Source organism: Allosaccharopolyspora coralli (genome assembly GCF_009664835.1).
GTDB classification, from domain to species: Bacteria; Actinomycetota; Actinomycetes; order Mycobacteriales; family Pseudonocardiaceae; genus Allosaccharopolyspora; species Allosaccharopolyspora coralli.
In genome coordinates this window covers 439,503-466,073 of sequence record NZ_CP045929.1, presented here as the reverse complement: position 1 = coordinate 466,073, position 26,571 = coordinate 439,503, and the positions used below count along the sequence as shown (strand labels likewise).

The following is a 26,571-nucleotide window of genomic DNA, read 5'->3' as shown; positions in this document are numbered from 1 at the left end:
GGCGGGCGAGGGAGCGCCCGGGGCGGAATCGGGGTTCGCGTCGCAGGTCAGCGCTGGGGCCTGGGGGTACGGTGACACACACCCCTACCGTCACACGATTGGGCGTAAGTAGGCTGTCCACGCGATCACGATCGAGACCACCGGAGTAACTCACCTTGCGTGGCCCCTCCCGAGCCGCACTGGCACTGGCCCTACACACAGGCTTCTTCGCCGTTCCTGTGGCACTCGTCGTCGGCCTCGGCGCGATCGCGCTCGTGACGTTCCGCTACGACCCCGGCAGCGGCCTGCGCGCCGCCTGCGCCGCGCTGCTCGTCGCCGTGATCGTCGGGCTGACGCTGCGATCGGTGCTCGCCTCCCGGGTCCGCCCCAGGGGAGTTCCGGTGACTCGCGCCGCGCAGCCTGACCTGTGGCAGGACGTCGAGTCGATCGCCGACGACGCCGGTGCCCGGCCACCGGACGAAATCCGCATCACCTCCGAGCCGAACGCCTGCGTGCGCGAGGACACGACGCTGCTCGGCCTGCGATCCCGCCGAAGCTACCTGGAGATCGGACTGCCGCTGGTCGCCGGACTCACCGTCAGCGAGCTGCGTTCGGTGCTGGCCCACGAGATGGGCCATCTCGCGGAGTCGAGCAAGCTGCGCACGATGTGCTACCGCGCCACCGTCAGCGTCGAGCAGACCTCGACCGACCTCAGCGGCGGTGTCGTGAAGTGGCTGTTCGACGGCTACGCGCGGCTTTACAAGACGATGGCCTCCGCGGCGAACCAGAGCTTGGAGCTGGACGCGGACGCGATCGCCGTGAAGATCGCAGGCAAGCGGGCAGCGATCACCGCGCTGCGCAAGACCACCGCCATCGAGGTCGGTTGGCGGGAGTACGGCGACGAGTTCCTCAGCATGGCCAACTGCGCCGAGCGGACCCCGGACGTGCTGCTCGGATTCCGCTCGTTCCTGGACCACCCACCGCGCAAGCAGGACCTCGCGGAACGGGCGAAGAAGGCCATCGAGGAGGAACGCCCCCGAGGCATGCATCCGACGACGGCACGCCGGATCGCGGCGATGAAGAAGCTGCCCGGCGGCAACCGCAACCTCGACGAGCGGCCCGCGTGGTCACTGCTGCGGGAGCCGCGTCGCACGGTCCCTGCACTCGAGGACGAGCTGCTCATCGACGGCCTCGGACCCCGCGCGCCGTGGCCCGAACTGGGCAAGCTCGCGGGTGACAAACAGGCGTCCCACAAGGCGGCGATGTTGAGTTCGGCGGTGCTGCAGAGCGGTGTACCGGTCGACCCGGCGCTCGGCGGTGTGCTCCAGGCGATCCACCGAGGCAACGGCCGGGATCTGGTGAACCCGGTGCTCAACCCGGGGCTGAGCCCGGAGAACGTCGACCAGGCCGCGGTGGACACGCTGACCGAGCTGCTCGGCGCCGCGGTGGTCGACGCACTGGTCCGTGCGGGGCTGGCCCACCACGTGCACGACTGGGGTGGCAGGCCACAGGTCCGCCTGGCGAACGGGCAACCCCTCGACCCCGACGGTCTGGTGCGCCCCGCCGTGGTCGATCCGCAGCACATCCCTGGCCTGCATCGCACGTTGGTGGGCATGGGAGTGCCGTTGCACCACAAGCAACCGCCTGCCGAGGACCCGGAGCCCGTGCCGTCCGGGCTGGTGAGTTCGGTGCAGGTGGCGGGCTCCCGGTTCGAGCTGGTGGTCACCGACCGTGGCCTGGTGCTGGTGCCGTCGAGCGCGAGCACCACCCAGCGGCTGCTGGCCGGGGTGTTGGCCAGTGCCCGCCAGCAGGAGAACGAACAGCTCGCCGAGCTGCTGTCGACGCCGGTGCGGGACCTGCAGGAAGCCGAGGGCGCGCAGTGGGTCGACAGCCGGGACGTGTCCTCGGCCCACTGGGAGCAGCGCACTGGAGGCTGGACGTTGACGGTGCGATTGTTCTGGGACGACTACGCACTGTCGACGCTCGATACCGAGATGGTCGAGGTGCTCGGCGAGGACACGGCCGAGCTGGAGCTGCGGTGTACCCCGGATTCCGAGGAGCGGGGCACCCCCTACGAGGGCCTGGGCGAGCTGATGGGCGCCCGCATGGATCTCGACGATCACGTAAGCTGAACCGAGTGACCCTCGATGTCCCATCGAGCGAAACACAGAGTGACGTAATTGAGGCCGCAATGTCCTCCGTTCGCGGCTACGTCAGTCCTGTGACCTCAATTACACTGGAACCAGCGTAACGAACTGTAGATCCTTTTCCTCTGATTAGACGTCTGGCCTTTCGCCTCGCTTGCCGGCGGGAGGACCGGACACACCGGGTGCGTGTGCCGTCGGGGGGTGCACGGATCCGATTCAAAGGGGAGGCCGTTAGGCGCCAACGGGGAGGAGCCTGACGGTCGTGGTGCCGAGGCGGCACCGGCGCTTCGGGGGCGCCGGTGCCGCCTCGGCCTCTATCGAGCCCTGTTCGACGGGAGTCCGTGGCGGTCCGAGCAAGCGACCCCCTCCCCCTCCGATCCGCGGCCGCGCGGCGTCCGCGATGCTGTACGGAGACGGCCGGACCTCCGGTCGCCGGGCAACGTTCCCGCCCCCGACCATGACCCACGAGGCAAGCACCCCGATGAGCAGCGACGACCACGCCCCCACCAGCACACCGGCGCACCTGGCCAGGCTCGCCAGGGACACCGTGCCGCCGATGCACCCCGCCGGGCGCCCCTTCGTCCTCGGCGCCGCCGCGCTGACGCTGCTGCTGCGGCGCCGCTCCCGGATCGCCGGTCTGGCCGGAGGCCTCCTCACCGCTTGGTGCGCCTGGTTCTTCCGCGAGCCGCGCCGTGTCACACCCGACCGGGGCGGAATCGCCGTCGCCCCTGCCGACGGCACCGTCTCGCGCGTCGAGTCGGCCACCCCGCCGCCGGAACTCGGCCTCGGGGCCACGCCGATGACGCGGGTGAGCGTCTTCCTCACCGTGTTCGACGTGCACGTGCAGCGGCTCCCCGTCACCGGCGAGGCCACGACCGTGGCCTACCGGCCGGGCAGGTTCCTCTCCGCCGACCTCGACAAGGCCAGCGAGGACAACGAGCGCAACTCGGTCCTGCTGCGTGCCGAGAGCGGCCACGACGTCGCGGTCGTGCAGATCGCGGGACTCGTCGCACGCCGCATCGTGTGCTCGGTCAACGAAGGCGACAAGGTTCTCGCCGGGCACACGTACGGGCTGATCCGGTTCGGCTCCCGCGTCGACCTGTACGTCCCCGCGGGGTCCCGCATCCTCGTCGAGTCCGGCCAGCGGACCATCGGCGGCGAGACCGTGCTCGCCGAACTGCCCGTCCCCCGGGTAAGCGAGCGGGCGTGAGCGCGGTCGACGGCATGCGCAGCAGCCCCGGCGTCCGGCTGCTGCCGAACGCGATCACCGTCCTCGCGATGTGCGCGGGCCTGTCGGCCGTGCAGTTCGCCCTCAACCAGCAGCTCACCGGCGCCATCGCCGCCGTGGCGGTGGCCGCCGTCCTGGACGGGCTCGACGGGCGCATCGCGCGGCTGCTGGACGCCACCACCAAGATGGGTGCCGAGCTCGACTCGCTCTCCGACGCCATGTCGTTCGGTGTCGCACCCGCACTGACGCTCTACGTTTGGCACCTGCAGGGCAACCGCCTCGGCTGGGTCGTGGCCCTCGTGTTCGCGGTGTGCATGGTGCTGCGGCTCGCACGCTTCAACACCCTGCTCGACGACGACGAACAACCGCCGTTCACCAAGGAGTTCTTCGTCGGCGTCCCCGCCCCGGCGGCCGGACTGCTCGCGCTGCTGCCGCTGTTGCTGACGGCGCAGTTCGGTCAGGGCTGGTGGTCGAACCAGACCGTGCTGATGCTGTGGATCCTCGCGATCGCCGCGCTGGCCGTCAGCCGGGTGCCGACCCTGTCGCTGAAGACCGTGAAGGTGCCGCCTCGCATGGTCGCGCCGCTGCTCGTGCTCGTGGCGCTGCTCGCGGCAGGCGTGATCGTGTTCCCGCGGATCTCGTTGGCCGTGGCGCTGGTGGTCTACCTCGCGCACGTGCCGTACGCGGTCTACCGGTACTCGTGGCTCGCCCAGCATCCGGAGGCGTGGTCGGCACCCCCGCGCGAACGCCGCGCCATCCGCCGTACGCAGCGCCGTCTCGGGCTGCGTCCACCACTGCGCCGCAGCGTCGCAGGCGCCGCTCGCCGGGTTCGGCTCGCCCGCCGCAACGGGCAGCGCAACCGCCAGGGGAAACGTACTCTCGGCATCCGCCGGGAGCGGTGAGCGACCGCGTCGCGCGGATTGATCCGCGTCGGTGGTAGGCGTGGCCGGTCTGCGTAGATTCCCTCGGCGCACTGTGGCCGCCACAGCCTCAACCCGCGGCCACTAAGCTCGGCGGCGTGTCCGCATCGATCACCCTGACGCTCCGCCTGTCCTCCTCGGCCGCCGACACCCGGCGCGGCGTCGTCCGGTTGCACCCCGAGGTCCTCGACGCGCTCGGGCTGCGTGCGTGGGACGCCGTGCAGCTCACCGGCAGCAGGACCACCGTCGCGCTGGCGGCGGCAGCCGAGAGAGGCGCCGCCACCGGAGTCGTTCTCGCCGACGAGATCGCGCTGAGCAACCTCGGCTTGGCCGAGGGCACGGAGGTCGTCGTCGCGCCGTGCCGGGTGAGTACCGCCCGGCGGGTGACGGTGTCGGGCTCGCGGATCGCCGCGGCGTCCGTTCCGGCCGACACCGTCCGGCTGGCGCTGACCGGCAAGGTGTTCCGGACCGGCGACACCGTCTCGCTGTTGCCGCAGGACCTGGCGCCGCACACGCGCGGCGGGGCCCCGGAGGTTCGTCGCAGGCTGTCGAACACGCTCGGCCGGACGTGGACTACCGAGCTCATCACCATCGCCTCGACCGAGCCCGAAGGGGCCGTCGTGGTGCAGCCCTCGACGGTCGTGGACTGGCGGAGCGCCGCCACCGGGTCGGCGGCACTCGCAGAACCCCCACCGGCACCGGGCTCGTCGGCGGCGACCGTCGCCGAGCCGGTTCCGGAGCCCGTGGACTCACCCGATGAGCCGGCCACGGACTCCCCTCGCGAGCTCGCAGTGGAGACAACCGACCTCGTCGGCGCGCAGGACAACGCGTTGCGCCTGGCCGAATGGCTGCGGCTCTCGTTCGATCAGCCCGGCCTGCTGCGCCACCTCGGCGCGACACCGGAGCTCGGCGTTCTGCTGAGCGGGCCGGCCGGCGTCGGCAAAGCCACCCTCGGACGCTCCGTGGCCGCGTCGGTCGGCGCCACGCTCGTCGAGGTCAACGCACCGAGCATCGCCGCGCTCGAACCGGCGACGGCGGCGAAGCGGTGGCGGTCCGCGCTCGCGGAGGCCACCGCCGGTTCCCGGTGCGTGCTGCTCGTGACCGATGTGGACGATCTGCTGCCCGCGTCCGACCCGCCGCCGGTCGCCACGGTCGCGCTCGACGCACTGCGCGAGGCGATCAGCACCGCAGGGCTCGCCGTGGTAGTCACCAGCTCGCGGACCGAGTCGGTCGACCCGCGCCTGCGGGAACCCGGCCTCGTGGACCGGGAACTCACCTTCAGCCTCCCGAACACGGCGCAACGGACGGACCTGCTGCGCGTCCTGCTGCGGCAAGCACCGCTGGAGAACGACGTCGCCTTCGACGACGTCGCCGAGCAGACGCCGGGATTCGTCGCCGCCGACCTCGTCGCGCTGTGCCGGGAAGCCGCGGTCCGCGCCGCCATGCGACACGGATCCGCCGACACCGCAACGGATTCCGAGCCACGGATCGCCCAGCAGGACCTGCTCGACGCGGTGTCCTCGGTTCGACCACTGTCGATGTCTACTTCGGACACACTGCGAACTGGAGGCCTGACCCTCGACGAGGTCGGCGACATGGTCGAGACCAAGCAGTCCTTGTCCGAGTCCGTCCTGTGGCCGCTGCAGTACCCTGACTCGTTCACCAGGCTCGGCGTCGACCCGCCGCGCGGGGTGCTGCTCTACGGTCCACCCGGCTGCGGCAAGACGTTCCTCGTGCGGGCACTCGCAGGCAGCGGCAAGCTCAACGTGCTGTCGGTGAAGGGTGCCGAGCTGCTCGACAAGTTCGTCGGCGAGTCCGAACGCGCCGTGCGGGAACTGTTCCTGCGTGCCCGCAATGCCGCGCCGTCGCTGGTGTTCCTCGACGAGGTCGACTCGCTCGCGCCCCGCCGCGGACAGTCGTCCGACTCGGGCGTCGGGGACCGCGTGGTGGCGGCGCTGCTCACCGAGCTCGACGGCGTGGAGCCGATGCGCGACGTCGTCGTGCTCGGCGCGACGAACCGGCCGGAACTCATCGATCCCGCGCTGCTGCGACCGGGCAGGCTCGAACGTCTCGTGTACGTCCCGCCACCGGACTCCGACGCGCGTACGGAGATCCTCCGGGCGGCCGCGACGAACACCCCACTCGCGTCCGATGTGGACATCAGGTCCCTCGCGGACGAACTCGACGGCTACTCCGCGGCCGACTGTGCCGCACTGGTTCGGGAATCCGCGCTGACGGCGATGCGGGAGTCACTCGACGCCGCCGAAGTGTCCGCGCGACACTTCGCCTCCGCGCGAGAATCGGTTCGGCCCTCGCTCGATCCCGAGCAACTGGCGTCGTTGGAGAGCTACGCGACCCAACGTGGGAACTGACCGTCGCTCACCCGAACGACTACTTGCCGTCCTTCGGACCTTGGTAGTCGTTCGTGACGATCGCGATGACCCCGTCACTGGACTCGGCCAGGCCTGGGAAGCGGGGCTCGGCGCGAGCGTCGAACTGCTCGGCGAGGAACCGCGCCTGCTCCTCCTCCGGAGTGCCGGGACGGTAGTAGATCGTCGTGGTGTAGATCGTGCCCTGTGCGTAGTTTCCGGTCTCGGCGACCACCGAGCCGACGCCACGGAAATCCGCGGCGGCCCGCTCGGCGAGCCCCGAGATCGTGCTGTTGTTGTAGACGCGAACGACGGTGCCCTCGGCGCTCTGCTCGCCGCCCTGCTCCGGCGGGCGCGGCGGCTGCGGCGGCTCGGCCGGTGGGGGGTCCGCGGGCGACGGAGGCCGCGGGGGCGGGCTGTCCTGCGTGGGAGGCGCCGTCTCCTCCTCGCCCGGCAGCTGCAGTTCCGAGGTCTGCGTCTCCTCGGGTGGCGGCGTCACCACCGAGGACTCCGGCGGTTGTGCCACACTGTCCCGTTCGCCGGAACCGAGGGTCGTGAAGCCGACCACGGCGGCCAGCACGCCCACACCGACGAGGGCGAAGCCGGCCACGGTCCGGCCGGACGGTCCAGGAGTGCTCATCAGTGCAACTCGATTCCCAGTCGTCGGGCGGCCCGCGCGCGCTGCCTGCTCGCGCGCACCTTGCGGAGACGTTTGACCAGCATCGGGTCGGCCCTGAATGCCTCGGGCCGGTCCAGGATCGCGTTGAGCAGCTGGTAGTAGCGCGACGAGGACATGTCGAACAGTTCGCGAATCGCCCGTTCCTTGGCCCCGCTGCGCTTCCACCACTGACGTTCGAACGCGAGGATCCCGCGCTCGCGCTCATCGAGCGCCCCGTCCGCCGACGGGATCTCGGCGGCCAGCTCCGGCGAGGACGTCGCGATCGGCTCGACCACCCGCGGGATCGGCTCGGTGACGGGATCGGCGGGCCGCAGGTGCCGCACCGGCGTCGCCACGGACTTGCGCTGGCCCTCGGTGCGCGCCAACTGCTCGCACTGGCGCGCGATCTCCTGCGCGGTCAACATCTGGGCGGCGTCCATGCAGCTCCTCGCCTCGCGATCGGGTCACCCCGGGTCCGCCGGAATCACAGCCGTGTGATTCCGGCGTTCATTACATCATGAACCCGCCCACGGGCTCTGCGTTCCGAGACCCCGCGTGGCGCGCTCGATCGCACGGGCGGACACGGATCCCGCGCACGCCGTGCGGACCGATAGGGTCCGACCCATGGCTGTGCACCCGATCCGCATCGTCGGCGACCCCGTTCTGCACCACCCGACCAGGCGGGTCGAAGCCTTCGATGCCGAGCTGCGGACACTCGTCGACGACATGTTCGAGACGATGGCCGTCGCGAACGGCGTCGGACTCGCGGCCAACCAGATCGGCGTGGACCTGCGGGTGTTCGTCTACGACTGCCCGGACGACACCGGCGCGCAGCATCGCGGCGTCGTCGTCAACCCCGAGTTGGAAACCTCGGAGCGCCCGGACGGGATGATGCCGGATCCCGACGACGACTGGGAAGGCTGCCTGTCGGTCCCCGGGGAGAACTTCCCCACCGGGCGCGCGGAACACGCGCGGGTCAAAGGGTCTGCTGTGGACGGTTCTCCTGTGGACGTGGAAGGAACCGGATTCTTCGCGCGGTGCCTGCAACACGAGACCGACCACCTCGACGGGCATCTCTACCTCGAGCGGCTCGTCGGCAGGCACGCCCGAGCGGGGAAGAAGGCCGTCAAACGCAACGGGTGGGGCGTTCCTGGCCTGTCGTGGGACCCGCGCGAGGAATCCGACCCGTTCGACGACGAGATGTGAGCACTCAGAACTCGCCGGAGTCGATGGTCAGCTCAAAGGGCGCCGGGAGCGTCACCAGCTCGCCGAACGGCGCGCGGTGAGTGTCCTGACAGATCCCGCCGGACGGATTCGAATACAGCAGCGTCTCCGGGCCGCCTTCCGCGAAACGGTCGAGAAGCAGGTACAGCGGCACGCCTCCGTGCGCGTAGGACCAGAGCTTGGTCTTCCGGTCGGTGTTCGTGGTGCTGTTCGACGTGATTTCCACTGCGAGTAGTGCGTGCTCGATCGGCGTCGGCCCGGGCTCTTCGCAGGCAGCAAGCCGTTTCCTCGGAATCACCACGAGATCGGGGATGAGCAGGCTGCTGCGCAACGGGACCGCGACGCCTTGGGTCTGCAGGATCGCCCACTCGTCCGGGACCGCACGCACGAGCGTCTTGTGTACTCGGTCTGCGATCAGGTTGTGCCCGGTGTCCGGCGGCGGGGTCATGACGATGCGCTCCTCGATGATCTCCGCGCGCCAGCCCTCCGGGACGTCCAGCTCCTGCCACGTCCGAACCAGGTTCTCCCAAGCGGACGGCAGAAGGACTTCAGCAGCCATAGCGCGATCACTTCCTGTGCCGTTGCCTGCTCCCACGGTAGCGATCACCTCTGACAGTCAGGGTCGAGCCTGCTCATCAGCGTAGCCGGACAGCGTGTCCGGCGTAGCCGACCGCGCGACCCCGACCTGGATTCACGCCGACGTCGGGAGCAACTCGACACGGCCGTCCTGACACGTCCACCGACCAGCACCGCATCACCGCCGACGCGGCGCATCGACCTCGCCAACGGCGAGCGCCGCGGCTCTATGACAACTGCGGCCCCTACACTCACGATCGACCCGTTCGACGACGAGATGTGAGCACTCAGAACTCGCCGGAGTCGATCGTCAGCTCACAGGGCGCCGGTAGTGTCACCGGTTTGCCGAACGGCGCGCGGTGAGTGTCCTGGTAGATGCCGTTCTCCGGGTTCGAGTAGAGCATGACCTCCGGCCCGTTCTCGGCGAACCGATCGACGAGCAGGTACAGCGGCACGCCTCCGTGCGCGTAGGACCACAGCTTGGTCTTCCGGTCCGTGTCGGCGTTGCTGCGCGAGGTGATCTCGACGGCCAGGAGTGCGTGCTCGATCGGCGTCGGCTCGGCAGGATCGCCGCCCGGCACCCGCTCCCGTGGGATCACCACCAAGTCGGGAATGAACACGCTGCTCCGCAGCGGCACGGACACGCCCTGGGTCTGGAAAATCTCCCAGTCGTCGGGAATCGCTCGCACCAGTGCCTTGGTCACTCGGCTGGCGATCAGGTTGTGCCCGGTGTCCGGCGGCGGGGTCATGACGATGCTCTCCTCGATGATCTCCGCGCGCCAGCCCTCAGGGACGTCCAGCTCCTGCCACGTCCGAACCAGGTTCTCCCAAGCGGACGGCAGAAGAACTTCAGCAGTCACAGCGCGATCACTTCCTGTGTCGTTGTCTGCACCCACGGTAGCGATCACCTCTGACAGTCAGGGTCGAGCCTGCTCATCAGCGTAGCCGGACGGCGCGCGTGCCGTCATCGGAGTGAACGGGGTTGGCACGCCGTCGCGGGGGCGCTACGGTCGGCTCGACAACTGCAACGCGGGAGCTCGCACCGGAAGCGCGCTGAGAGGGCGACTGGACATCGTGTCCGGCGTCGCCGACCGCCCGAACCTGACCGGATAATGCCGGCGTAGGGAGTGAATTCGCTCATGGCCGACGTGCGCCCTCACACGTCCACCGACCAGCACACCATCACCACGGGCCCGATCCGCGGCTCGCGCAAGGTCTACCACGACACCGACGAGGGTCTGCGCACTCCGGCGCGACGCATCGACCTCGCCAACGGCGAACACCTCGACGTCTACGACACCTCGGGCCCCTACACCCACGATCCGGCCACAGTGGACGTCCACAGGGGACTTGAACCGCTGCGGCAAGGATGGGCGACCGAGCACCCGACCCAACTCGCTGCCGCGAAAGCCGGTGCCGTCACGAAAGAAATGCGCTTCATCGCCGCACGCGAGGGCGTCCGCCCCGAGTTCGTGCGCGACGAGGTCGCGATCGGGCGCGCGGTCATCTGCGCCAACCGCAAGCACCCCGAGATCGAACCGATGATCATCGGGAAGAACTTCTTGGTGAAGGTCAACGCCAACATCGGCAACTCGGCGGTCACCTCGTCCGTCGAGGAAGAGGTCGAGAAGATGGTGTGGGCCGCGCGCTGGGGCGCGGACACGATCATGGATCTGTCCACCGGCAAACGAATTCACGAGACCCGCGAGCGCATCCTGCGCAACTCACCGGTCCCGATCGGCACCGTTCCGATCTACCAGGCGCTGGAGAAAGTCGACGGTTCTCCGGAGAAGCTCACCTGGGAGATCTACCGGGACACCGTCGTCGAGCAGTGCGAGCAGGGCGTCGACTACATGACCGTCCACGCGGGAGTGTTGCTGCGCTACGTCCCGCTCACCGCGCAGCGCGTCACCGGCATCGTCTCCCGCGGTGGCTCGATCATGGCCGCGTGGTGCCTCGCCCACCATCGCGAGAGCTTCCTCTACGAGCACTTCTCCGAGCTCTGCGAGATCCTGCGCTCCTACGACGTGACGTTCTCCCTCGGCGACGGACTGCGGCCCGGCTCCATCGCCGACGCCAACGACCGCGCCCAGTTCGCCGAGCTGGAAACCCTCGGCGAACTCACCAGGATCGCCAAATCGCACGACGTGCAGGTGATGATCGAGGGTCCCGGGCACGTGCCCATGCACAAGATCGCCGAGAACGTGCGGCTCGAGGAGGAGCTGTGCGAGGAGGCGCCGTTCTACACCCTCGGGCCGCTGGCCACCGACATCGCTCCCGGCTACGACCACATCACCTCCGCGATCGGTGCCGCGACCATCGCGCAGGCCGGGACGGCGATGCTGTGCTACGTCACCCCGAAGGAACACCTCGGTCTGCCGAACCGCGACGACGTCAAGGCAGGCGTGATCGCCTACAAGATCGCCGCGCACTCCGCCGACCTCGCCAAAGAGCACCCCCGGGCCCAGGAGTGGGACGACGCACTGTCGAAGGCGCGCTTCGAGTTCCGCTGGCAGGACCAGTTCCACCTGGCCCTCGACCCGGACACCGCGCTCGCCTATCACGACGAGACACTGCCCGCCGAGCCCGCCAAGACGGCGCACTTCTGCTCGATGTGCGGCCCGAAGTTCTGCTCCATGAAGATCACCCAGGACGTGCGCCGATACGCCGAGGAGCACGGCCTCACCAGCGTCGAGGCCATCGAGGCCGGGATGCGGGAGAAGTCCGAGGAGTTCGCCGACTCCGGCAACTCCGTCTACCTCCCCGTCGTCGATTGAGGTGAGGCGAACGGCACTTTCGCCTCGTCATGTGGGGCGAGAGTGCCGTTCGCCCCAACACAAGGCGGGAGCGGCGCTGGTCACGGGGGCGCGAGGCGTCGGCCTAGGATGACGGGGATGCACGAACCACAGGGACCGCGAGGCCGGGCCCACACCTCCCCGTTCGGGGGCCACGTCGGCCCCTCGGCTCCCGCAGCGCCGGGTACGCACACGGTGGCTCCCGCGCACGACGCCGCACCGCCGACCGCGCTCACCATCGCAGGCTCGGACTCCGGTGGCAGTGCCGGAATGCACGCCGACCTGCGGACCTTCTTCTCCTGCGGAGTCCACGGCATGACCGCCGTGACAGCCGTGACCGTGCAGAACACCGTCGGCGTCACCGGGCTCGTCGAGATCGAGCCCGCCGTGGTCGCCGCCCAGATCGACGCCGTGGCCTCCGACATCGGGGTCGACGCCGCCAAGACCGGTGTGCTCGCCTCCGCCGCGACGATCGAGGCCGTCGTCGAGATGGCCGACAAGCACGGCTTCGGCCGCGGGGGACGCACCCCGTTCGTGATCGACCCGGTCGCCGCGTCCCGCAGCGGGGAACCGCTGCTGCACGAGGACGCTCTCGACGGCCTGCGTCACGACGCCTTCCCGCGCGCCACGCTCGTGACACCGAACCTGGACGAGGTACGGCTGCTCACCGGGATCGAGGCCCGCACGCGCGCCGATCTCTGGGACGCGGCCAAAGCGATCCACGACTTCGGACCGGAATGGGTGCTCATCAAGAGCGGTCACCTTCCGGACGACCCCGAGTGCGTCGACCTGCTCTTCGACGGCGAGCAGGCGCTCGATCTCGTCGGCCCGCGCTACACGACGGAGCACACCCACGGCGCGGGCGACGCGTTCGCCTCGGCCATCACGGCCGCGCTCGCGCGCGGCGCCTCGATGCCCGACGCGGTCCGGTGCGGCAAGCGGTTCGTCACCCGCAGCGTCGAACACGCGTATCCGCTCGGCGCCGGCGTCGGCCCGGTCTCGACCTTCTGGCGGGTGAGCTCGCGCTCGATCTGACCACCGGTGGGGTGACTTCCATCCCGCGCCGGTAACCCGACAGGGCCTCGGCCCGACACACTGCACGAAGGCCGCGTAGCCCGGTCGAGTGGACCCTCGACACCGCAGGCTGCGGCTGCTGTCGAACCACTGACCGGATCAGGGATGATCGAACCCGTGGCTGTATCGCTGATGAAAGACGTGTATCGCCGATTGGCCACCCGGACGGGCGCGCCCGATCCGCGCCAGCACCAGTACACGACCATGGTGGTCGTCGCGGCCGTGGCCGCCACCGTCGCCGGGTGGGTCTTCGACCTCCGCACGCTCGGCCTGGTCGCCGGTCTGACCGCGGTGTTCGCTCTCGTCGGCGCGGGTGGGCAGTCGCTGCGCGCCGACCTGCACCGGTTCGCGTGGTTCGTGCCCGCCGTGACGCTGGTGATGGCGGTCGGCCCCTTGCTGCGGTCGGTGCCCGTCCTGGCGGGCCTGCTCGTCGCGGCGGTCGTGTTCGGCGCGGGGATGCTGCCCGCGCTCGGTGAGCACTACCGGCTCGTCGGCCAGACCTTCGCCGCCGCGACCCTCGTGTCCACGACGACCGGGATCGGCACGGACCAACCAGCCGCCCTGCTGTTCGCGGCCGCGGGGGCAGGCGCACTGTTCGCCCTCGCGTTGCGTGTGATCATCGGGTTGAGCGACCCCACCCGCTGGACCAGGAACGCGGTGGCGCTGACACTGACCGAGCCCGGCCCGGGCGTGGTCGAGCGCGCCGCGACGGCGTGGCGCAACGACGGCGCGGCCACCTGGCTCGGTCAGGTGCTCGCCGGGGCGTCCCGTTTCCGCGCGGCACGGGAGACGCTGCTCGCGCAGGCCGGACGGGCCGACCGCGCCGAGGCCGAACAACTGCGCCGGATCGTCGCCGAGGCGGACCGGATCGCCTCCGAACTCGCCGTCTCCGTCCGGGCCAAGGCGTGCACCGGGCTCCCGCCCGAGGCGCGACGTGATCCGGCGGCCGCGGTGCTGGAGGGCGGCCGCCAGGAGCTGCCGACCGCGGTGCGCGGCATCAACCAGGGCCTCGACCGGATCCGCGCGGCCGTGCAGGAACGGTCCGAGATCTCCGCGACCCCCGAAGCGCGGATCGGCCGGTGGGAACGCGCGAAAGGCGCGGCCAAGGCACACCTGTCGTTGCGCTCGTCGCTGTTCCGGCACGCGCTGCGCTGCACCCTCGCGGTCGGCGCCGGCATGGTGATCGTGTTGCTGCTCAGCGACCCGTCGGCCTCGACACTGCTGCTCGGTCTGTACGTGGTGCTGCAACCCGCCGCCCGCGACAGCATGACGGGCGCGCTGGAACGCACCGGCGGCGCCGTGCTCGGGGTCGTCGCTCTCGCTGTCGTGATCACGCTCGTACCGGGAACGTTCCTGTTCGTTCCGCTGGTGATCATGGGCATGATGCTGCGCGCCGACCGGATGCGCTCGGACTATCAGGTGCTGCTCGGCGCCCTGATCACCGTGACCGTCGTCCATCAGGCGATGGAACTCGGACGGCCGCTGGCGAACGTGGCGATCAGTTTCGCGGGGAACACGGCGGTCGGCGCGGCGATCGCGCTCATCGTCGGCTACGTGAGCTACCTGGTGCTGCCGGGCAGCGTGGTGCCGAACGTCCGCGGCTCGGTGCGCTCGACGGTGTGGGCGGTCTCGGAGTTGCTGCGCAGCGTTCGTGCCGCCGGCAGGGGCGCGGACCTGCGCGAGGCGCTCCAGTCCGCGCACGTCCTCGCGCTGCGCCGTACCCAGGACTTGCTCGGGATGCCTGCGTTGATCGACGGCACGGCCGCGGAGACCGAGGATCGGGAAGCGACGCGGGATGCGGCGATCGCGCTCGACGCGCTGCGCCAGGACGTGGCCTCGCTCGCGTTCCGGCCGGAGAAGGAGCGCGCCGTGGCGACCCCGGCGTTGCAGGCGGTGGACGCGTTGCTCGGCGGCAAGCACGAGGCGCGTATTCCGGACGTGCCGACGGGCAGCGCCCCGGCGACCGAGCTGTTGGCGAGTTCGATGCTGGAGAACGCGTTGCACGCGCGAGGGGCCATCGACCGGGCCCTCGGCCACGACGACCCGTGGAAGAGCTACACCGTTTCCTTCGTCCGCCCCGAACGCCACCGCATCCGATAGGTGGTCTTGAGAGGGTCGCGGGGTGATCTGCGTTGGCGGTTCCGTAGCGGAACCTCACCTCGCGGCTGGCTGCGGGATCGCCGACATCGAGTAGCCACCTACACCACGTCGACGCTGTCCTCGCCAGCCACGAGATGAGAACCCGCCGGTGGCCGGTCTGCGTAGGCGGAAGGGAAACCGTCGACGCCCTATGCCCGACCGCAGGCCGCACAACGCTGAGCTTAGAGCGGACTTTGTCCACAAGGTGTGGGAGTGGGTGGGTCAGGTGTCGCGGTCGGGGCTGGAGGCGTGGGCCCAGAAGCGTTGCGGGATGCGGCCCGCGTGCGCGGCGAGGTGGCCGGCGTGCACGGCGGAACGCATCGCGGTAGCCATCCGTTCCGGGTCGTTCGCCCTGGTCACCGCCGTCGCCAGCAGCACAGCGTCGCAGCCGAGTTCCATCGCCAGTGCCGCGTCGGAGGCGGTGCCGATCCCGGCGTCGAGCACGATCGGCACCGACGCCCGGGACACGATCATCTCGATGTTGTGCGGGTTGCGGATCCCGAGACCGGTCCCGATCGGCGAGCCGAGCGGCATGACCGCGGCACACCCGATCTCCTCCAGTTTCCGCGCCAGCACCGGATCGTCGTTGGTGTAGGCGAGCACGACGAACCCGTCGTCGACGAGTTGTTCGGCGGCGTCGAGTAGCTCCGCCGGGTCCGGTAGGAGAGTGTCGTCGTCGGCGACGACCTCGAGCTTCACCCAGTTCGTCTCGAGCGCTTCCCGTGCGAGCCGCGCGGTCAGGACGGCTTCGGCGGCGCTCCGGCAGCCTGCGGTGTTGGGCAGAACGTCGATGCCGAGTCGTCCGAGCAGGTCGAGCACCCCGCTGCGGCCCTCGGCGTCGGAGCGGCGCATCGCCACGGTCGTCAGTTCGGTGCCGGAGGCGACCAGCGCTCGTTCGAGCACGGCGAGGTTCGACGCCCCGCCGGTGCCGGTGATGAGCCGCGAGTCGAACTTCCGGCCGGCGATCACCAGCGGTTCGGTCGGATCGATGCCGGTCACGTCATCCTCCCTGCACGGCGGTGAGTACTTCGACGGCGGCACCGTCGGGCACGATCGTGTCCTGCCACGACGCGCGCGGGACGACGGCTCCGTCGACCGCGACGGCCACGCCCTTCTCGGCGACGCCGTACGCGGCGAGGATCGTCGCGAGGCTGCTGTCCGCCTCGACGCCGTGGTCGGCGCCGTTGATGGTGATGGTCATGTGCGTCCTCCGTCCTGCAGCAGCTCGACCGCCGTCTCGGCGGTCAGCGGCGCGAGCAGGTACCCGTTGCGGTGGTGGCCGGTGGTGGCGACGACGCCGGGCTCGAGGGTCTCGACGATCGGCAGATTGTCGTCGGTGCCGGGGCGCAAGCCCGCGGTGACCTCGTCGACGGCGTACTCGCTGAGGCCGGGCACGAGCTGCTCGGCGTCGGCGAGCAGGTCCCGGACACCGCCTGCGGTGACATCGGTGTCGAACCCCACTTCGTACTGGGTGGCGCCGACGACGATCCCGTCGTCGCGCGGCACCAGGTACACCTGCCTGCCGTGCACGGGACCCCGGATGGTGCGGCGCGGCGGCGGCAGGGCGCTGCCCCGGTGCCGGAGCCGCAGGATCTCGCCTTTGACGGGCCGGAGCCTGCCGTCGAGTTTCGGATGCAGCGAGCCGGAGTGCGCACCGCACGCGATGACGGCGACGTCGCAGGTCAGCGACCCTTCGTTGAGTTCGACCGTGCCGGGTGAGACGGCGCGGGCCGATTCGGCGACGAACTCGACGCCGCGTGCCCGGCACGCGTCCCGCAGCGCGGCGAGCGTCACGCGATTGTCCACGGCGAGGTCGCCGGGAACCTCGAGGCCCGCCCGGACCGCCGGACCGAGCGCGGGTTCGAGTCGGCGAAGCTCACGGCCCGGATGCCGCGTGACGGTGCGCCCAACCGACGACAGGTGTTCTTCGAGGCGCGTGAGTTCCGCCCGGTCGGCGCTGTCGACACCGACGACGAGGGTGCCGTCGCGGCGAAGCCCTGACGGGCGACCGGAGTCCGCGGCGAGGTCCTCGGCGAAGGCGGGCCACCGGGCGAGCGAATCGGCACCGAGCGTGAGCAGCTCTTCTTCCCCGGGCCAGGCTTCGGCGATCGGCGCGAGCATGCCGCCCGCGACCCACGACGCGCCGGAGCCCACGGCCGGGTCGACCAGGCGAACGCGAGACCCCGACGAGGCGGCGCGCCAGGCCACGGACAGGCCGACGACGCCACCGCCGACGACGGCGACCCGGTGCGAACGTTGCTGCGACACTTCCCTGCTCCCTGCGCCGGCATCACCCGGATCAGGTTCGACGGTCGGGGCGGTGAGCCCCCTCTCAGTCCGGTTCCTCCGGACTCCCGTGCGGACCACTTCTCACCGTACCGACCGGGAGCACGTCCGTCAGCCTTCGGTGTGACCCACCGCCACCGGTTCGAGCGCACGAGTGGTCCTAGGCTGTGGACCATGCCAGGACTGGACGGTCACGGAATTCGCGCCCGCCTCGACGACGCCCGGCTGTATCTGTGCACGGACGCACGGACCGAGCGGGGCGATCTCGCCGAGTTCGCCGACGCGGCACTCGCGGGCGGCGTGGACATCATTCAACTGCGGGACAAGTCGCCGCACGGGGCGCCGCTGGAGGCGCGCCACGAACTCGCCGCGCTGGAGGTGCTGGCGGAGGCGTGTGTGCGGCACGACAAGCTGCTCTCGGTCAACGACCGCGCCGACCTCGCGCTGGCCGTCGAAGCGGACGTCCTGCACCTGGGGCAGGACGACCTGCCGGTGGGGCTCGCCCGGCGCGTCGTGGGAGATCGGATCGTCGTGGGCCGTTCGACGCACGACGTGGCGCAAGCCGACTCGGCGGCCACGGAGTCCGGTGTGGACTATTTCTGCGCGGGTCCGGTGTGGACGACCCCGACGAAACCGGGCCGTCCCGCGGCCGGACTCGACCTGGTGCGCCACGCCGCCGAGCACTCCGGCCACGGCCGACCGTGGTTCGCGATCGGCGGGATCGATCTGGACACCGTGAGCGAGGCGCGGGAGGCGGGCGCGCAGCGCGCGGTCGTCGTCCGCGCAATCACCGAAGCCGAGGACCCGGCTGCGGCTGCTGAAGCCCTACGCGCCGCTCTGTCCTGAGAACTCCTGGTCGAATGAGCTGTCATCGTGTCTCGTCAGCGGCGGAGCCGCTGCGCAGTAACCACGTACGCAGCCCAGCCGCCCGCGGGTTCTCAGCGCCCTCCTCGCGAGGACAGCGGTTTCGTAGCGTAGGCCGCTACTCGAGAAACCGATCCCGCAGCGAGGAGGGCGCTGAGGTTCCGCCACGGAACCACCCGCGCAGATCAACCCACGCGACCTCTCACCCGGTCGTCAGCCGGTGACCAGGGTGAGGCCGTAGACGTCCAGCGCCTCGTTGACGGGCTGGTAGTACGTGGTGCCACCGAGGCTGCAGTTCCCCGACCCGCCCGAGGTCATGCCCTGGGCCTGGTCGCCGGAGATGAACGAGCCGCCGGAGTCGCCGGGTTCGGCGCAGACGTCGGTGCGGACGAGGCCGTTCACCGTGCCCTGCGGGTAGCTGACGCTCTGGTTGGTGGCCTCGATCGTGCCGCAGTACCAGCCGGTGGTGGAACCGGAACGGCAGACCGAGGAGCCGACCGCGGATTCCTGCGAACCGGCGACGGCGACGGTGCCGCCGGAGTAGTCGTTCACCTGACCAACCGGGGTCGCGGAGCTGACCTCGACGTAGCCGTGGTCGTCGCCGGGGAACGAGGATCCGGCGAAGGTGCCGCTGGGCTGCGAGGTCGAATCACCCGTCGAACCGCAGTGTCCCGCGGTCACGAAACCGCCTTCGACGGAGAACCCGATCGAGCACCGGGATCCGCTCCCGATGAAGTAGGGGTTGCCGCCGATCACGTCCTCCAGCAGGCGCGGCTGCTCGGCGGACTCGACGACGTCGACGGAGGTGGCGTCCGCGTCGGAGGACTCGACGAAGCCTGCGGCGTCGGCGGCGGTACCGAACGCGGTGGTGAGCACGACCTGGTTGCTGGCGGGGTCGACGTACCAGCCGGTGACGCCCTCGGGCTGACGGTCGGCCGCGGCGGAGAGCGCGTCGGCGGTCGCGTTGAGGTGCCGTTCGCTGTCGTCGACGAGGACGGGAGTGGCGTCGGCCGCGCGGACCTGGTCGAACGCCGACTGGTCGGTGACCCCCACGACGAGCTTGCCCGTCGCGGCGTCGAAGTGGGACCCGCCGTAGGTCTGTCCGAGCGAGGAACTCAGTGTCGCGAAGGCGTCGTTCGCGACGGCTTCCTGGGCGATGCGCTGTTCGGCCTGGTCGGCGGTGAGGCCGAGGTCTCGCTGCATGGCGTCGAGCGCGCCCTGCGGCATGGTCTCGGTGGGGTTCGCTGTCGCGGGCACGGTGAACGCCCCTACGACGCCCGCCGCCAGAAATACCGATCCGGCCAGGCGGGCCGCGAGTCTGCGCCTCATGCTGTCTCCCTACTTCGGTCGGGATGGCCCTCCATCCCAAGCGGTAGACAGCATCATCACCTGTGATTCCGAACACAGGTTCGTTTTGGCGCATTTCCGACACCGGACGGTCGTGACCTGGTCCGGAGCCGATCGCTCGCGCCCGAGCCGACCTCCGACCGAAGTAGGGTCGGGCCGCACCGATCACGGCGCGGCCCGACCTGTCGTCAGCGTGCGGAGGACGACTCAGTAGGTCTTGAGACTCACGCCGAGACGACTGAGCGCTTCGTTGACCGGCTGGAAGTACGTCGTGCCACCGATGCTGCAGTTTCCGGAACCACCCGAGGTCATGCCCTGGGCCTGGTTGCCGGAGATGAACGAGCCACCGGAGTCGCCAGGCTCAGCACACACGTTCGTGCGGGTCAGGCCGTAGACCGTGCCCTGCGGGTAGCGGACGGTCTGGTTCTTCGACTGGATCGAACCGCAGTACCACCCGGTGGTGGAGCCCGAACGGCATACGGAAGCGCCGACGGCGGCCTCCTGCGAGCCGGACACCGCGCGGCCCTGGCCGTTGTACATGTTGACCAGCGGCTGGGTGACGTCGGCCGCGGTGATCCGGACGAAGGCGAAGTCGTCACCCGGGAACGACGAGCCCGCGAACGTGCCCGAGGGCTCGCTGGTGCTGGTTCCGGTGGTGCCGCAGTGCCCGGCGGTCACGAAGCCGCCGTTGACCGCGAAACCGACCGAGCATCGGCCACCCGAGCCCATGTAGTACGCGTCACCGCCGTAGACGTTGGCGTACGTGCGGGGGGATTCGGCCGACTCGACGACGTCGACGCTGCTTGTGTCCGCACCGGACGAGCGCACGAACTCGGCCGCCTCAGCGGCGGTGCCGACGGCGGTGGTCACGACGACCTGGTTGCTCTTCGAGTCGACATACCAGCCGGTCACACCGTCGGAGGCGGCGTCGGAGTGGCGGCTGAGCGCATCGGCGGTGGCGTCGAGTTCCCGCTTGCTGTCGTCGACGACCACGGCGTCCGCACCGGCTGCGCGGACTTCGTTCGTCCGGCCGGCGTCGGTGACACCGACGACGAGTCGGTTCGTCTCGGCGTCGAAATGGGAACCTCCGAACGCCGCGCCCAGCGAGTCACGCAGGGCCGCGTCTGCGGCGTTGGCTTTCGCTTCGCCGGCGAGGCGCTGTTCGGCCTGCTGCGGGGTAAGGCCGAGGTCGCGCTGCATGGCCTGCAGCCGACTGGGCTCGACGGGGATGGTCGTCGAGGTCTCCGACGACTGATCGGCGGTCGCGGGCATGGTCAATGCCGCCACCGTTCCGGCTGCCACGATCACGGTCCCAGCCGCTCGGACTACGAATCTTCGTGCCATTCCGTTCTCCTCTTGTGTGGGGTGGATCACCACCCGGAGAACAGCAAGTGTTCAGCCGCCGTTCACACCGCACAGCCGCCAATCGGCTCAAATGTGGACGCCGGGAATACAAACGGCAATGAAATCGGGTTTCAGCAGGGCACAGCGTTGCGGCTCGACTGTGAACGGGTCACCCGTTCAGCCGTGCGGCGGGTCCAAGCGGGCGACGAACTTGTAGCGATCACCGCGGTAGAGCGCCTGGACCCATTCCACCGTGGTTCCACCCGCGTCGAACACGTGCCGCGAGAGCAACAGCATCGGCAACCCGGTGTCCGCACCGAGCAGCTCGGTTTCCTCGGGAGTGGCGAGCGCGGTCTCGATGGTTTCGTCCGCGTGGCCCAGTTCGACGTCGAAGCGCTCCTGCATGAGTCGGTACAGGGATCCGCCCGCGGCGAGCAGCGCACCGAGGCCGCGAAAACGGGGCAGCGGCAGATGGGTGGTCTCGATGGCCATCGGCTCGCCGTCGGCGAGACGGAGCCTGCGCATCCGCAGCACCATGCCGTCCGTTCCGACCCCGAGCAGTCGGGCGAGTTGCTCGTCCGCCGGTTCCTCGACGATGTCGAGCAGCCGCGACGCAGGCCTGCGCCCCTGCGAGAGCGTGTCCTGCGTGTACGAGGTGAGCTGGAGCGGTTGCGCCACTTTCGGAGCCGCGACGAACGTGCCCTTTCCCTGCACCCGCACCAGGCGCCCCTCGACCGTGAGTTCGGCGAGCGCCTGGCGCACCGTCGTACGGGACACGTCGAACTCGGCGGCGAGCGCACGTTCGGTGGGTATCGGCGAGCCGGCGGGCAGCGAACGCACCCTGTCGAGCAGGTGCTGCTTGAGTCCCCAGTACTTGGGCTCACGCGGAGGGCGCGACGGGGCGTCCGCCCCGCCAGCCGCCGACGGGTCGAGCATGGGCCCTCCTGTTCGCGACACTGCCTTGCACGACCCGGTAGAGGCGGGCAGCCCGACAGGTGTCGGGAGACTACTCGCCGGTCTAGGATTGGTCTAGACCTAGGAGGATACCGATGCCCGAGGCCGCTGACGAAGCGAACGCCCGACCAGGCGCGCACATGAGCGCCGAGATCGCCGCCCAGCCACAGATGTTCGCCGATCTGCTCGCGGCGCACGCGGCGGTGGCCGAGGTCGCCGCCCGCATCACCGAACGCCGGCCCCGGTTCGTGCTGCTGGCCGCCCGCGGCTCGAGCGACCACGCCGCCCTGTACGCCAAGTACCTGACCGAGGTGCTGCTCGAACTGCCCGCCGGGCTGGTGTCCGCGTCGAGCACCACGCTCTACGGCGCCCGGCCCGACCTGCGAGAGGTCCTCGTGATCACGGTCAGCCAGAGCGGCGGTTCGCCCGATCTCGTGGAAGTCACCCGCACCGCCCGCGAGTGCGGCGCCACGACCGTGGCGGTGACGAACACGCCCCACTCGCAACTGAACACGGTGGCCGAATTGTCCGTCGACGTCCGCGCGGGCGCCGAACAAGCGGTGGCGGCGACGAAGACCTACAGCGCCACGCTGCTGTCGCTGTACCTGCTCGTCGACGCCGTGCGGGGCGGTTCCGGTGCGGCCGCCGCCTCGGTTCCCGACCTCGCATCGTCCACATTGGAATCGACTCGCACCGGGGTGGAGGACGCCGTCGCGCGGTACCGGTTCGCCGACGAGATCGTCACCACCGGCAGGGGCTACTCGCTGGCTACCGCCTCCGAAGCCGCGCTGAAACTCGCCGAGACCAGCTACGTCTCCGCCCGCTCGTACAGCGGCGCAGACCTGCTCCACGGGCCCGTCGCCGCCGTCGACGCCGACACGGCGGTGCTCGCCATGATCAGCTCTGGTCACGGTGGCGGCGCGATGCGGGAGGTGCTCGAGGCCGTGCACGCCCGGGACGCCGACCTGTGCGCCATCGGCTCCGCCGCCCGCACCGTCGGCGCCTCGCACCGCATCGAGATTCCGGAGTGCGCCGAGGAGCTCGCTCCCGTTCTCGAAGTACTCCCGGTGCAGCGGCTCGCCCTCGGACTCGCGCTCGCCAAGGGCGAGGACCCGGACCACCCTCGCGGTCTGCGCAAGGAAACCCGGACGCGCTGACCCCGGTCGAGCTGAAGCGAACGGCACTTTCGCCCCACCACACGAGGCGAAAGTGCCGTTCGCCTCAACCGGATCGGCGCACTCGCTCAACGACCCACACCCGCTGAACCACACCCGAGCTGGAGCGAACGGCACTTTCGCCTCACCACACGAGGCGAAAGTGCCGTTCGCCTCAAGGGGTGCGCACGGCGCGCGCGGCGAGCCATGCGGCGCCGGACGCTCCCGGGCCCGCGACGTGCAACGGGGCGCGGGGGCACCGGTTGGCGAGTTCGGTACGCAACGCGTCCCCGACCGGATTGCCTGACGCGACCAGACTGCCCGCGAGCACGATCGGCGTCGTGTCCTCCGCTCCACGCAGCGTTCGAGCCGTGTCGACCAGGTGCTGCGCACCCCGGCGCACGATGTCGACCGCGATCGGGTCTGCGTTGTCCACAGCCGTCGTCACCAGCGGCGCCAAGGTGGCGAGTTCGATCGGCGCGCCCGCGTTCGCCCCGGTGATGAGCGCTTTGCGGACCGACTCCGCGGATTCGTCGACGAGCGAGTCGACCACGCCTGCGCCGAGCACACCGAGATCGTCACCTCGGTCGAGCGCCTGCAAGGTCGTGCGCACCGCTTCCCGCCCGAGCCAGTAGGCCGAGCCCTCGTCACCGAGCAACCACCCGTACCCCCCGGCGACGCGGTCCTGCTCGTGGTCCCGGATCTGCCCGGCGATCGCACCCGTGCCGGCGATGAGCACCGTGCCGTCGGGCTCCGACGTTCCCGCAGCGAACGCGACCTCGCCGTCGTTGACGGTCCGGACCGGGCACACGATGCCGAGGTCCGACCACGCCTTCCGGAACACCGCCGCCACGGTCGGGTCGCTGAGTTTGCTCACCCCGGCCATGCCGACGACCGTGCGCGCGATCCGGTGCGGTTCGGTGTCGCCGAGTGCTTCGCGCGCCGCCGCCGTCACCTGCTGCGCGGCTCGTTCGGGCGGATGCGAGTTCGGGTTCCCACCGTCCGCCCGGCCCTCACCGAGGGTCGTGCCCGCGAGATCCGCGAGTACCGCGCGACTCGACGTGCCTCCGACGTCGAGGCCGAGCACCAGCGTCGTTGCGGAAGACAGGGACACGTTCCACCGTTGTTTCAGTCGACCTGCGGATGCCGGATGCCGGGATGCTCGGCAGGCAGCGAGCGGCGCAGCACCCACCAGCTCACGGCGATGCACAACGCCACGAGCGGCCAGGTCAGCACGACCTGCGCGACGGTCAACCCGAGCACCGAGTTCGCCGCCCACAGCGGGATGAACACGACGAGCCGCACCAAGTACTGGCCGACCCACACCCAGCTGGCACGTCCGTAGGCGCGCAGCAGCGCCGGATCCCGCCGCCACCGGGTGCGTTGCCGCAGGACCGTGCCGACGACGACGCCGAGCAGCGGCCACCGGACCGCGACGCTCACCGCGAAGGCGACGGCACTGGCCGCGTTGCTCAACAACCTGACCAGGAAGAAGTCCACGGCCTGCCCGGTGCGAACGGCGATCACCGCCCCGACGAGCACGGCGAGCAGGCTCACCAGCACCGCCGCCGGTCGCGCTCCCCTGACGAGCCGCCACACCGCGAGGATCAACCCGACGAGGACGGCGGCCACGCCTGCGACCAGGACCGACTGCCCGGACAGCCACCACGCCAGCCCGAACGCGACCGGTGGCAGGCTGGCGTCGATCGCACTGGTCCGGCCGCCGAGCAGCGTCGTCAGCGACTCCGGTTCACCCGGCGCGACCTGGCTCGACCGCTGCGCGCTCATGAACGCACCACGGTCATTCGTCGGTGGGGCATCGGGCGGACTCCTCGGTCAGGTACAACCACAGCCTGCCTGATATCGCGGCGTCACCCCACACCCGGTGCGAGGAATCCCTCACCGCCCCTGTGCGAGCGTGAGCATCGACCCGAGGAGCCCGACGAGCCGCGCGCCATCGGCGGGGGCGGCGACCAGGTACTGCCCGTCGGGGCGCGGCTCAGTGCTCATCGAGTACCGGCCCCGGTCGGTGTCGAACCAGGTGAGGCCGGGCAGCCGGGACCGCTGGCCGCGTCTGCCCCCGGCGGAGACGCCGAACTGGCCGACGCGGAACTTGGGCCGGGAGGTGAGCGCCGCGAGATCCGCCGAGGCCTCGCCGGTGGGCTCACCGGGACGGGCCAGCGGGGCCGAGACGGCACTGCCGCTGCCGGCCGGGGCGTCCGGCAACAGGCCCACGGCGGCGGAAGGCAGCTCGTCCGGCGCGAGGAAGTTCAGCCGCAGGTTCCCCCGGTCGAGCAGGCCGAGGACACCGACCTCCCCGGTGGCCACGACCCGCGCCGCGAGCCGGTGTCCGGTGCGGACGTCGAGCAGCCCGGAGACCGCGATCGCGACCTCCGAGCTGCACAGCAGGTAGAGCGCGTCCTCGAGCTCGGGTTCGGGACGCCCGGACCGGGTGAGCCCCGCGGTTTCGAGCTCGTCGCGCACGAGCACGGCCACCCGCTCCCGTTCCTGATCGTCGGCGGGCCGGGGGATCTCGAACGGGAACTGCCGGAGGTTGAGGTCGAGGTGCTCGCCGAGTACGTCCACCGCCGGGATCGACAGCGTGATCGTGTCCACCATCAGAAGTCCCGGAAGCTCGGGGGCGCCTCGCCCAACACCGGTGGGGCCACGAGTCTGCTCTCGCCGTACTCCTCGTCGTAGACGTCGTCGGCCTCCACGAGGAACTGCGGCCCCTTGCCGGTGCCTTCCTCCGGCCGGTACCCACCGGTGCTGAACTCGTGGCCGCGCGCGTCGGCCTCGGTCACCTCGTCCCCGGCCAGGGCGGAATTCCGTCCCTGGCGCCTGCTGCGGGTACCGCCCGAGCCCCACGAACCGGAGCCCTTGGGGCCGAAGCCGCCGTCGTCGCGCGGCTGGTAAGCCAGTGGTTTCGGAGCAGGCACCGGTTTGGACGTCGCCTGCTCTTCCTGCTGCTCCGGGAGCTGTTGGGGCGGGTGCTGCGGAGGCGGCCCAGGGGCTTGAGGTGGCAGCGGCGGACGTGCGGGGCCCCGCGGAACGGGGGGCGCGGCGCCTGGCGGGGCCGCGCGCGGCGGGCCACCGGGCGGCGGGCCACCGGGCGGCGGCCACCGGGCGGCGGGCCGGCAAAGTTCGGTGGCCGTCCGTTCGGTCCGCCCGGCGGCGGGGGCGGGCCTGGCGGCGGAGCCATGTCCGTTGTGGACGCCGGAGGTCGCGGCGGTCCCTCCGCGGCGGGGCCCGGATGTGGCGGGAGCGGCCCGTTCGGTCCGGGCCCGTTCCGTCCGGGCTTCGCCGCGTCGCGGCGCCCGGCCGGCGGGTGTGCAGGCCCGTCCGCCGGGCTCGGCGGCGGGCCGGTCGGTGCGGAGGAACCGCCGGGAGGCTGCGGACGCGACTCGTCGTGGCTCGGTCCCGGCGCCCCGGACGACCCCGGCTCGCCAGCGCCCTGCGCCACAGGGAAGTCGGGTGGAGCAGGCCTTTTCTGGTTCGCTTCCGGGCCCGGCT

Annotated in this window: 24 protein-coding genes and 1 riboswitch; of the genes, 10 read left to right on the top strand and 14 right to left on the bottom strand. The window is 70.7% G+C overall.

What is annotated here, in order from left to right; genetic code table 11:
- Nucleotides 1-218 precede the first annotated feature (218 nt).
- The 4 genes from GIY23_RS02210 (at nt 219) to GIY23_RS02195 (ending at nt 6,646) form a co-directional block, all read left to right on the top strand.
- A complete protein-coding gene (locus GIY23_RS02210; RefSeq protein ID WP_228717502.1) occupies nt 219-2,111 on the top strand; it encodes a M48 family metallopeptidase in 1,893 nt (630 codons plus the stop codon).
- Between the two features lie 496 nt (nt 2,112-2,607).
- On the top strand, nt 2,608-3,336 hold the full coding sequence (locus GIY23_RS02205; RefSeq protein ID WP_154075136.1) for a phosphatidylserine decarboxylase: 729 nt from the start codon (nt 2,608-2,610) through the stop codon (nt 3,334-3,336).
- A gap of 14 nt (nt 3,337-3,350) precedes the next feature.
- On the top strand, nt 3,351-4,256 hold the full coding sequence (gene pssA, locus GIY23_RS02200) for a CDP-diacylglycerol--serine O-phosphatidyltransferase (protein WP_154078547.1): 906 nt from the start codon (nt 3,351-3,353) through the stop codon (nt 4,254-4,256).
- 116 nt (nt 4,257-4,372) lie between these two features.
- Nucleotides 4,373-6,646: an AAA family ATPase gene (locus GIY23_RS02195; protein WP_187351998.1), complete on the top strand. Its 2,274-nt coding sequence runs from the start codon at nt 4,373-4,375 to the stop codon at nt 6,644-6,646.
- A gap of 19 nt (nt 6,647-6,665) precedes the next feature.
- Here the strand turns inward: GIY23_RS02195 and GIY23_RS02190 are convergent, their stop codons facing one another.
- Together GIY23_RS02190 and GIY23_RS23265 are read right to left on the bottom strand one after the other, a co-directional pair.
- Nucleotides 6,666-7,283: a LytR C-terminal domain-containing protein gene (locus tag GIY23_RS02190; RefSeq protein ID WP_154075135.1), complete on the bottom strand. Its 618-nt coding sequence runs from the start codon at nt 7,281-7,283 to the stop codon at nt 6,666-6,668.
- Complete coding sequence (locus GIY23_RS23265; RefSeq protein ID WP_407646859.1) at nt 7,283-7,585, bottom strand: DUF3263 domain-containing protein; 303 nt, start codon at nt 7,583-7,585, stop codon at nt 7,283-7,285. The genes GIY23_RS02190 and GIY23_RS23265 overlap by 1 nt, the downstream gene beginning before the upstream one ends.
- Before the next feature lie 340 nt (nt 7,586-7,925).
- Between GIY23_RS23265 and GIY23_RS02180 the strand changes: the two genes are divergently transcribed.
- On the top strand, nt 7,926-8,507 hold the full coding sequence (locus tag GIY23_RS02180) for a peptide deformylase (protein ID WP_154075133.1): 582 nt from the start codon (nt 7,926-7,928) through the stop codon (nt 8,505-8,507).
- Nucleotides 8,508-8,511: 4 nt separating this feature from the next.
- Here GIY23_RS02180 and GIY23_RS02175 read toward each other — a convergent pair whose 3' ends face one another.
- Both GIY23_RS02175 and GIY23_RS02170 read right to left on the bottom strand, forming a co-directional pair.
- The gene (locus tag GIY23_RS02175) at nt 8,512-9,084 is read right to left on the bottom strand and encodes a Uma2 family endonuclease (RefSeq protein ID WP_154075132.1); all 573 of its coding nucleotides are present in this window, start codon (nt 9,082-9,084) and stop codon (nt 8,512-8,514) included.
- A gap of 304 nt (nt 9,085-9,388) precedes the next feature.
- Complete coding sequence (locus GIY23_RS02170) at nt 9,389-9,961, bottom strand: Uma2 family endonuclease (RefSeq protein ID WP_222850217.1); 573 nt, start codon at nt 9,959-9,961, stop codon at nt 9,389-9,391.
- Between the two features lie 279 nt (nt 9,962-10,240).
- Between GIY23_RS02170 and thiC the strand changes: the two genes are divergently transcribed.
- The 3 genes from thiC to GIY23_RS02155 all read left to right on the top strand — a co-directional run bounded on the left by thiC (nt 10,241) and on the right by GIY23_RS02155 (nt 15,070).
- Entirely contained in the window at nt 10,241-11,878 is a 1,638-nt protein-coding gene (gene thiC / locus GIY23_RS02165; RefSeq protein WP_154075130.1) for a phosphomethylpyrimidine synthase ThiC, read from the top strand.
- A gap of 117 nt (nt 11,879-11,995) precedes the next feature.
- Nucleotides 11,996-12,931: a bifunctional hydroxymethylpyrimidine kinase/phosphomethylpyrimidine kinase gene (gene thiD, locus GIY23_RS02160; protein WP_154075129.1), complete on the top strand. Its 936-nt coding sequence runs from the start codon at nt 11,996-11,998 to the stop codon at nt 12,929-12,931.
- A 156-nt stretch (nt 12,932-13,087) separates the two neighbouring features.
- Nucleotides 13,088-15,070 (top strand): FUSC family protein, encoded by a 1,983-nt coding sequence (locus GIY23_RS02155; protein WP_154075128.1) that lies wholly within the window; start codon nt 13,088-13,090, stop codon nt 15,068-15,070.
- Nucleotides 15,071-15,331: 261 nt separating this feature from the next.
- Here the strand turns inward: GIY23_RS02155 and thiG are convergent, their stop codons facing one another.
- From thiG to thiO, 3 genes are all read right to left on the bottom strand, one after another.
- Nucleotides 15,332-16,108: a thiazole synthase gene (gene thiG / locus GIY23_RS02150; protein WP_323847472.1), complete on the bottom strand. Its 777-nt coding sequence runs from the start codon at nt 16,106-16,108 to the stop codon at nt 15,332-15,334.
- A 1-nt stretch (nt 16,109) separates the two neighbouring features.
- Complete coding sequence (gene thiS / locus GIY23_RS02145) at nt 16,110-16,310, bottom strand: sulfur carrier protein ThiS (RefSeq protein WP_154075127.1); 201 nt, start codon at nt 16,308-16,310, stop codon at nt 16,110-16,112.
- Nucleotides 16,307-17,377, bottom strand: coding sequence for a glycine oxidase ThiO (gene thiO / locus GIY23_RS02140; RefSeq protein ID WP_154075126.1), 1,071 nt, complete (start codon nt 17,375-17,377; stop codon nt 16,307-16,309). The genes thiS and thiO overlap by 4 nt, the downstream gene beginning before the upstream one ends.
- A riboswitch (TPP riboswitch) is annotated at nt 17,369-17,477 on the bottom strand. Its footprint overlaps the gene before it by 9 nt.
- A gap of 92 nt (nt 17,478-17,569) precedes the next feature.
- Between thiO and thiE the strand changes: the two genes are divergently transcribed.
- The gene (gene thiE / locus GIY23_RS02135; protein ID WP_154075125.1) at nt 17,570-18,241 is read left to right on the top strand and encodes a thiamine phosphate synthase; all 672 of its coding nucleotides are present in this window, start codon (nt 17,570-17,572) and stop codon (nt 18,239-18,241) included.
- A 231-nt stretch (nt 18,242-18,472) separates the two neighbouring features.
- On the opposite strand, the gene GIY23_RS02130 is transcribed toward thiE, so the two are convergent.
- The 3 genes from GIY23_RS02130 to GIY23_RS02120 form a co-directional block, all read right to left on the bottom strand.
- Nucleotides 18,473-19,588, bottom strand: a complete 1,116-nt coding sequence (locus tag GIY23_RS02130; protein ID WP_154075124.1) for a S1 family peptidase — start codon at nt 19,586-19,588, stop codon at nt 18,473-18,475.
- A gap of 225 nt (nt 19,589-19,813) precedes the next feature.
- A complete protein-coding gene (locus GIY23_RS02125; protein WP_154075123.1) occupies nt 19,814-20,950 on the bottom strand; it encodes a S1 family peptidase in 1,137 nt (378 codons plus the stop codon).
- Between the two features lie 177 nt (nt 20,951-21,127).
- Nucleotides 21,128-21,886 (bottom strand): GntR family transcriptional regulator, encoded by a 759-nt coding sequence (locus GIY23_RS02120; RefSeq protein WP_154075122.1) that lies wholly within the window; start codon nt 21,884-21,886, stop codon nt 21,128-21,130.
- 113 nt (nt 21,887-21,999) lie between these two features.
- Here GIY23_RS02120 and GIY23_RS02115 point away from each other — a divergent pair, with 113 nt between their 5' ends.
- Nucleotides 22,000-23,061, top strand: coding sequence for an SIS domain-containing protein (locus tag GIY23_RS02115; RefSeq protein WP_154075121.1), 1,062 nt, complete (start codon nt 22,000-22,002; stop codon nt 23,059-23,061).
- A gap of 172 nt (nt 23,062-23,233) precedes the next feature.
- On the opposite strand, the gene GIY23_RS02110 is transcribed toward GIY23_RS02115, so the two are convergent.
- From GIY23_RS02110 to GIY23_RS02095, 4 genes are all read right to left on the bottom strand, one after another.
- Complete coding sequence (locus tag GIY23_RS02110) at nt 23,234-24,172, bottom strand: N-acetylglucosamine kinase (protein ID WP_228717501.1); 939 nt, start codon at nt 24,170-24,172, stop codon at nt 23,234-23,236.
- Between the two features lie 14 nt (nt 24,173-24,186).
- The gene (locus tag GIY23_RS02105; protein ID WP_154075120.1) at nt 24,187-24,846 is read right to left on the bottom strand and encodes a DUF3159 domain-containing protein; all 660 of its coding nucleotides are present in this window, start codon (nt 24,844-24,846) and stop codon (nt 24,187-24,189) included.
- Between the two features lie 111 nt (nt 24,847-24,957).
- Entirely contained in the window at nt 24,958-25,677 is a 720-nt protein-coding gene (locus GIY23_RS02100; RefSeq protein WP_154075119.1) for an ESX secretion-associated protein EspG, read from the bottom strand.
- Nucleotides 25,677-25,997, bottom strand: a complete 321-nt coding sequence (locus GIY23_RS02095) for a hypothetical protein (protein ID WP_154075118.1) — start codon at nt 25,995-25,997, stop codon at nt 25,677-25,679. Before GIY23_RS02095 ends, GIY23_RS02100 begins: the two co-directional genes overlap by 1 nt.
- Between the last annotated feature and the right edge of the window lie 574 nt (nt 25,998-26,571).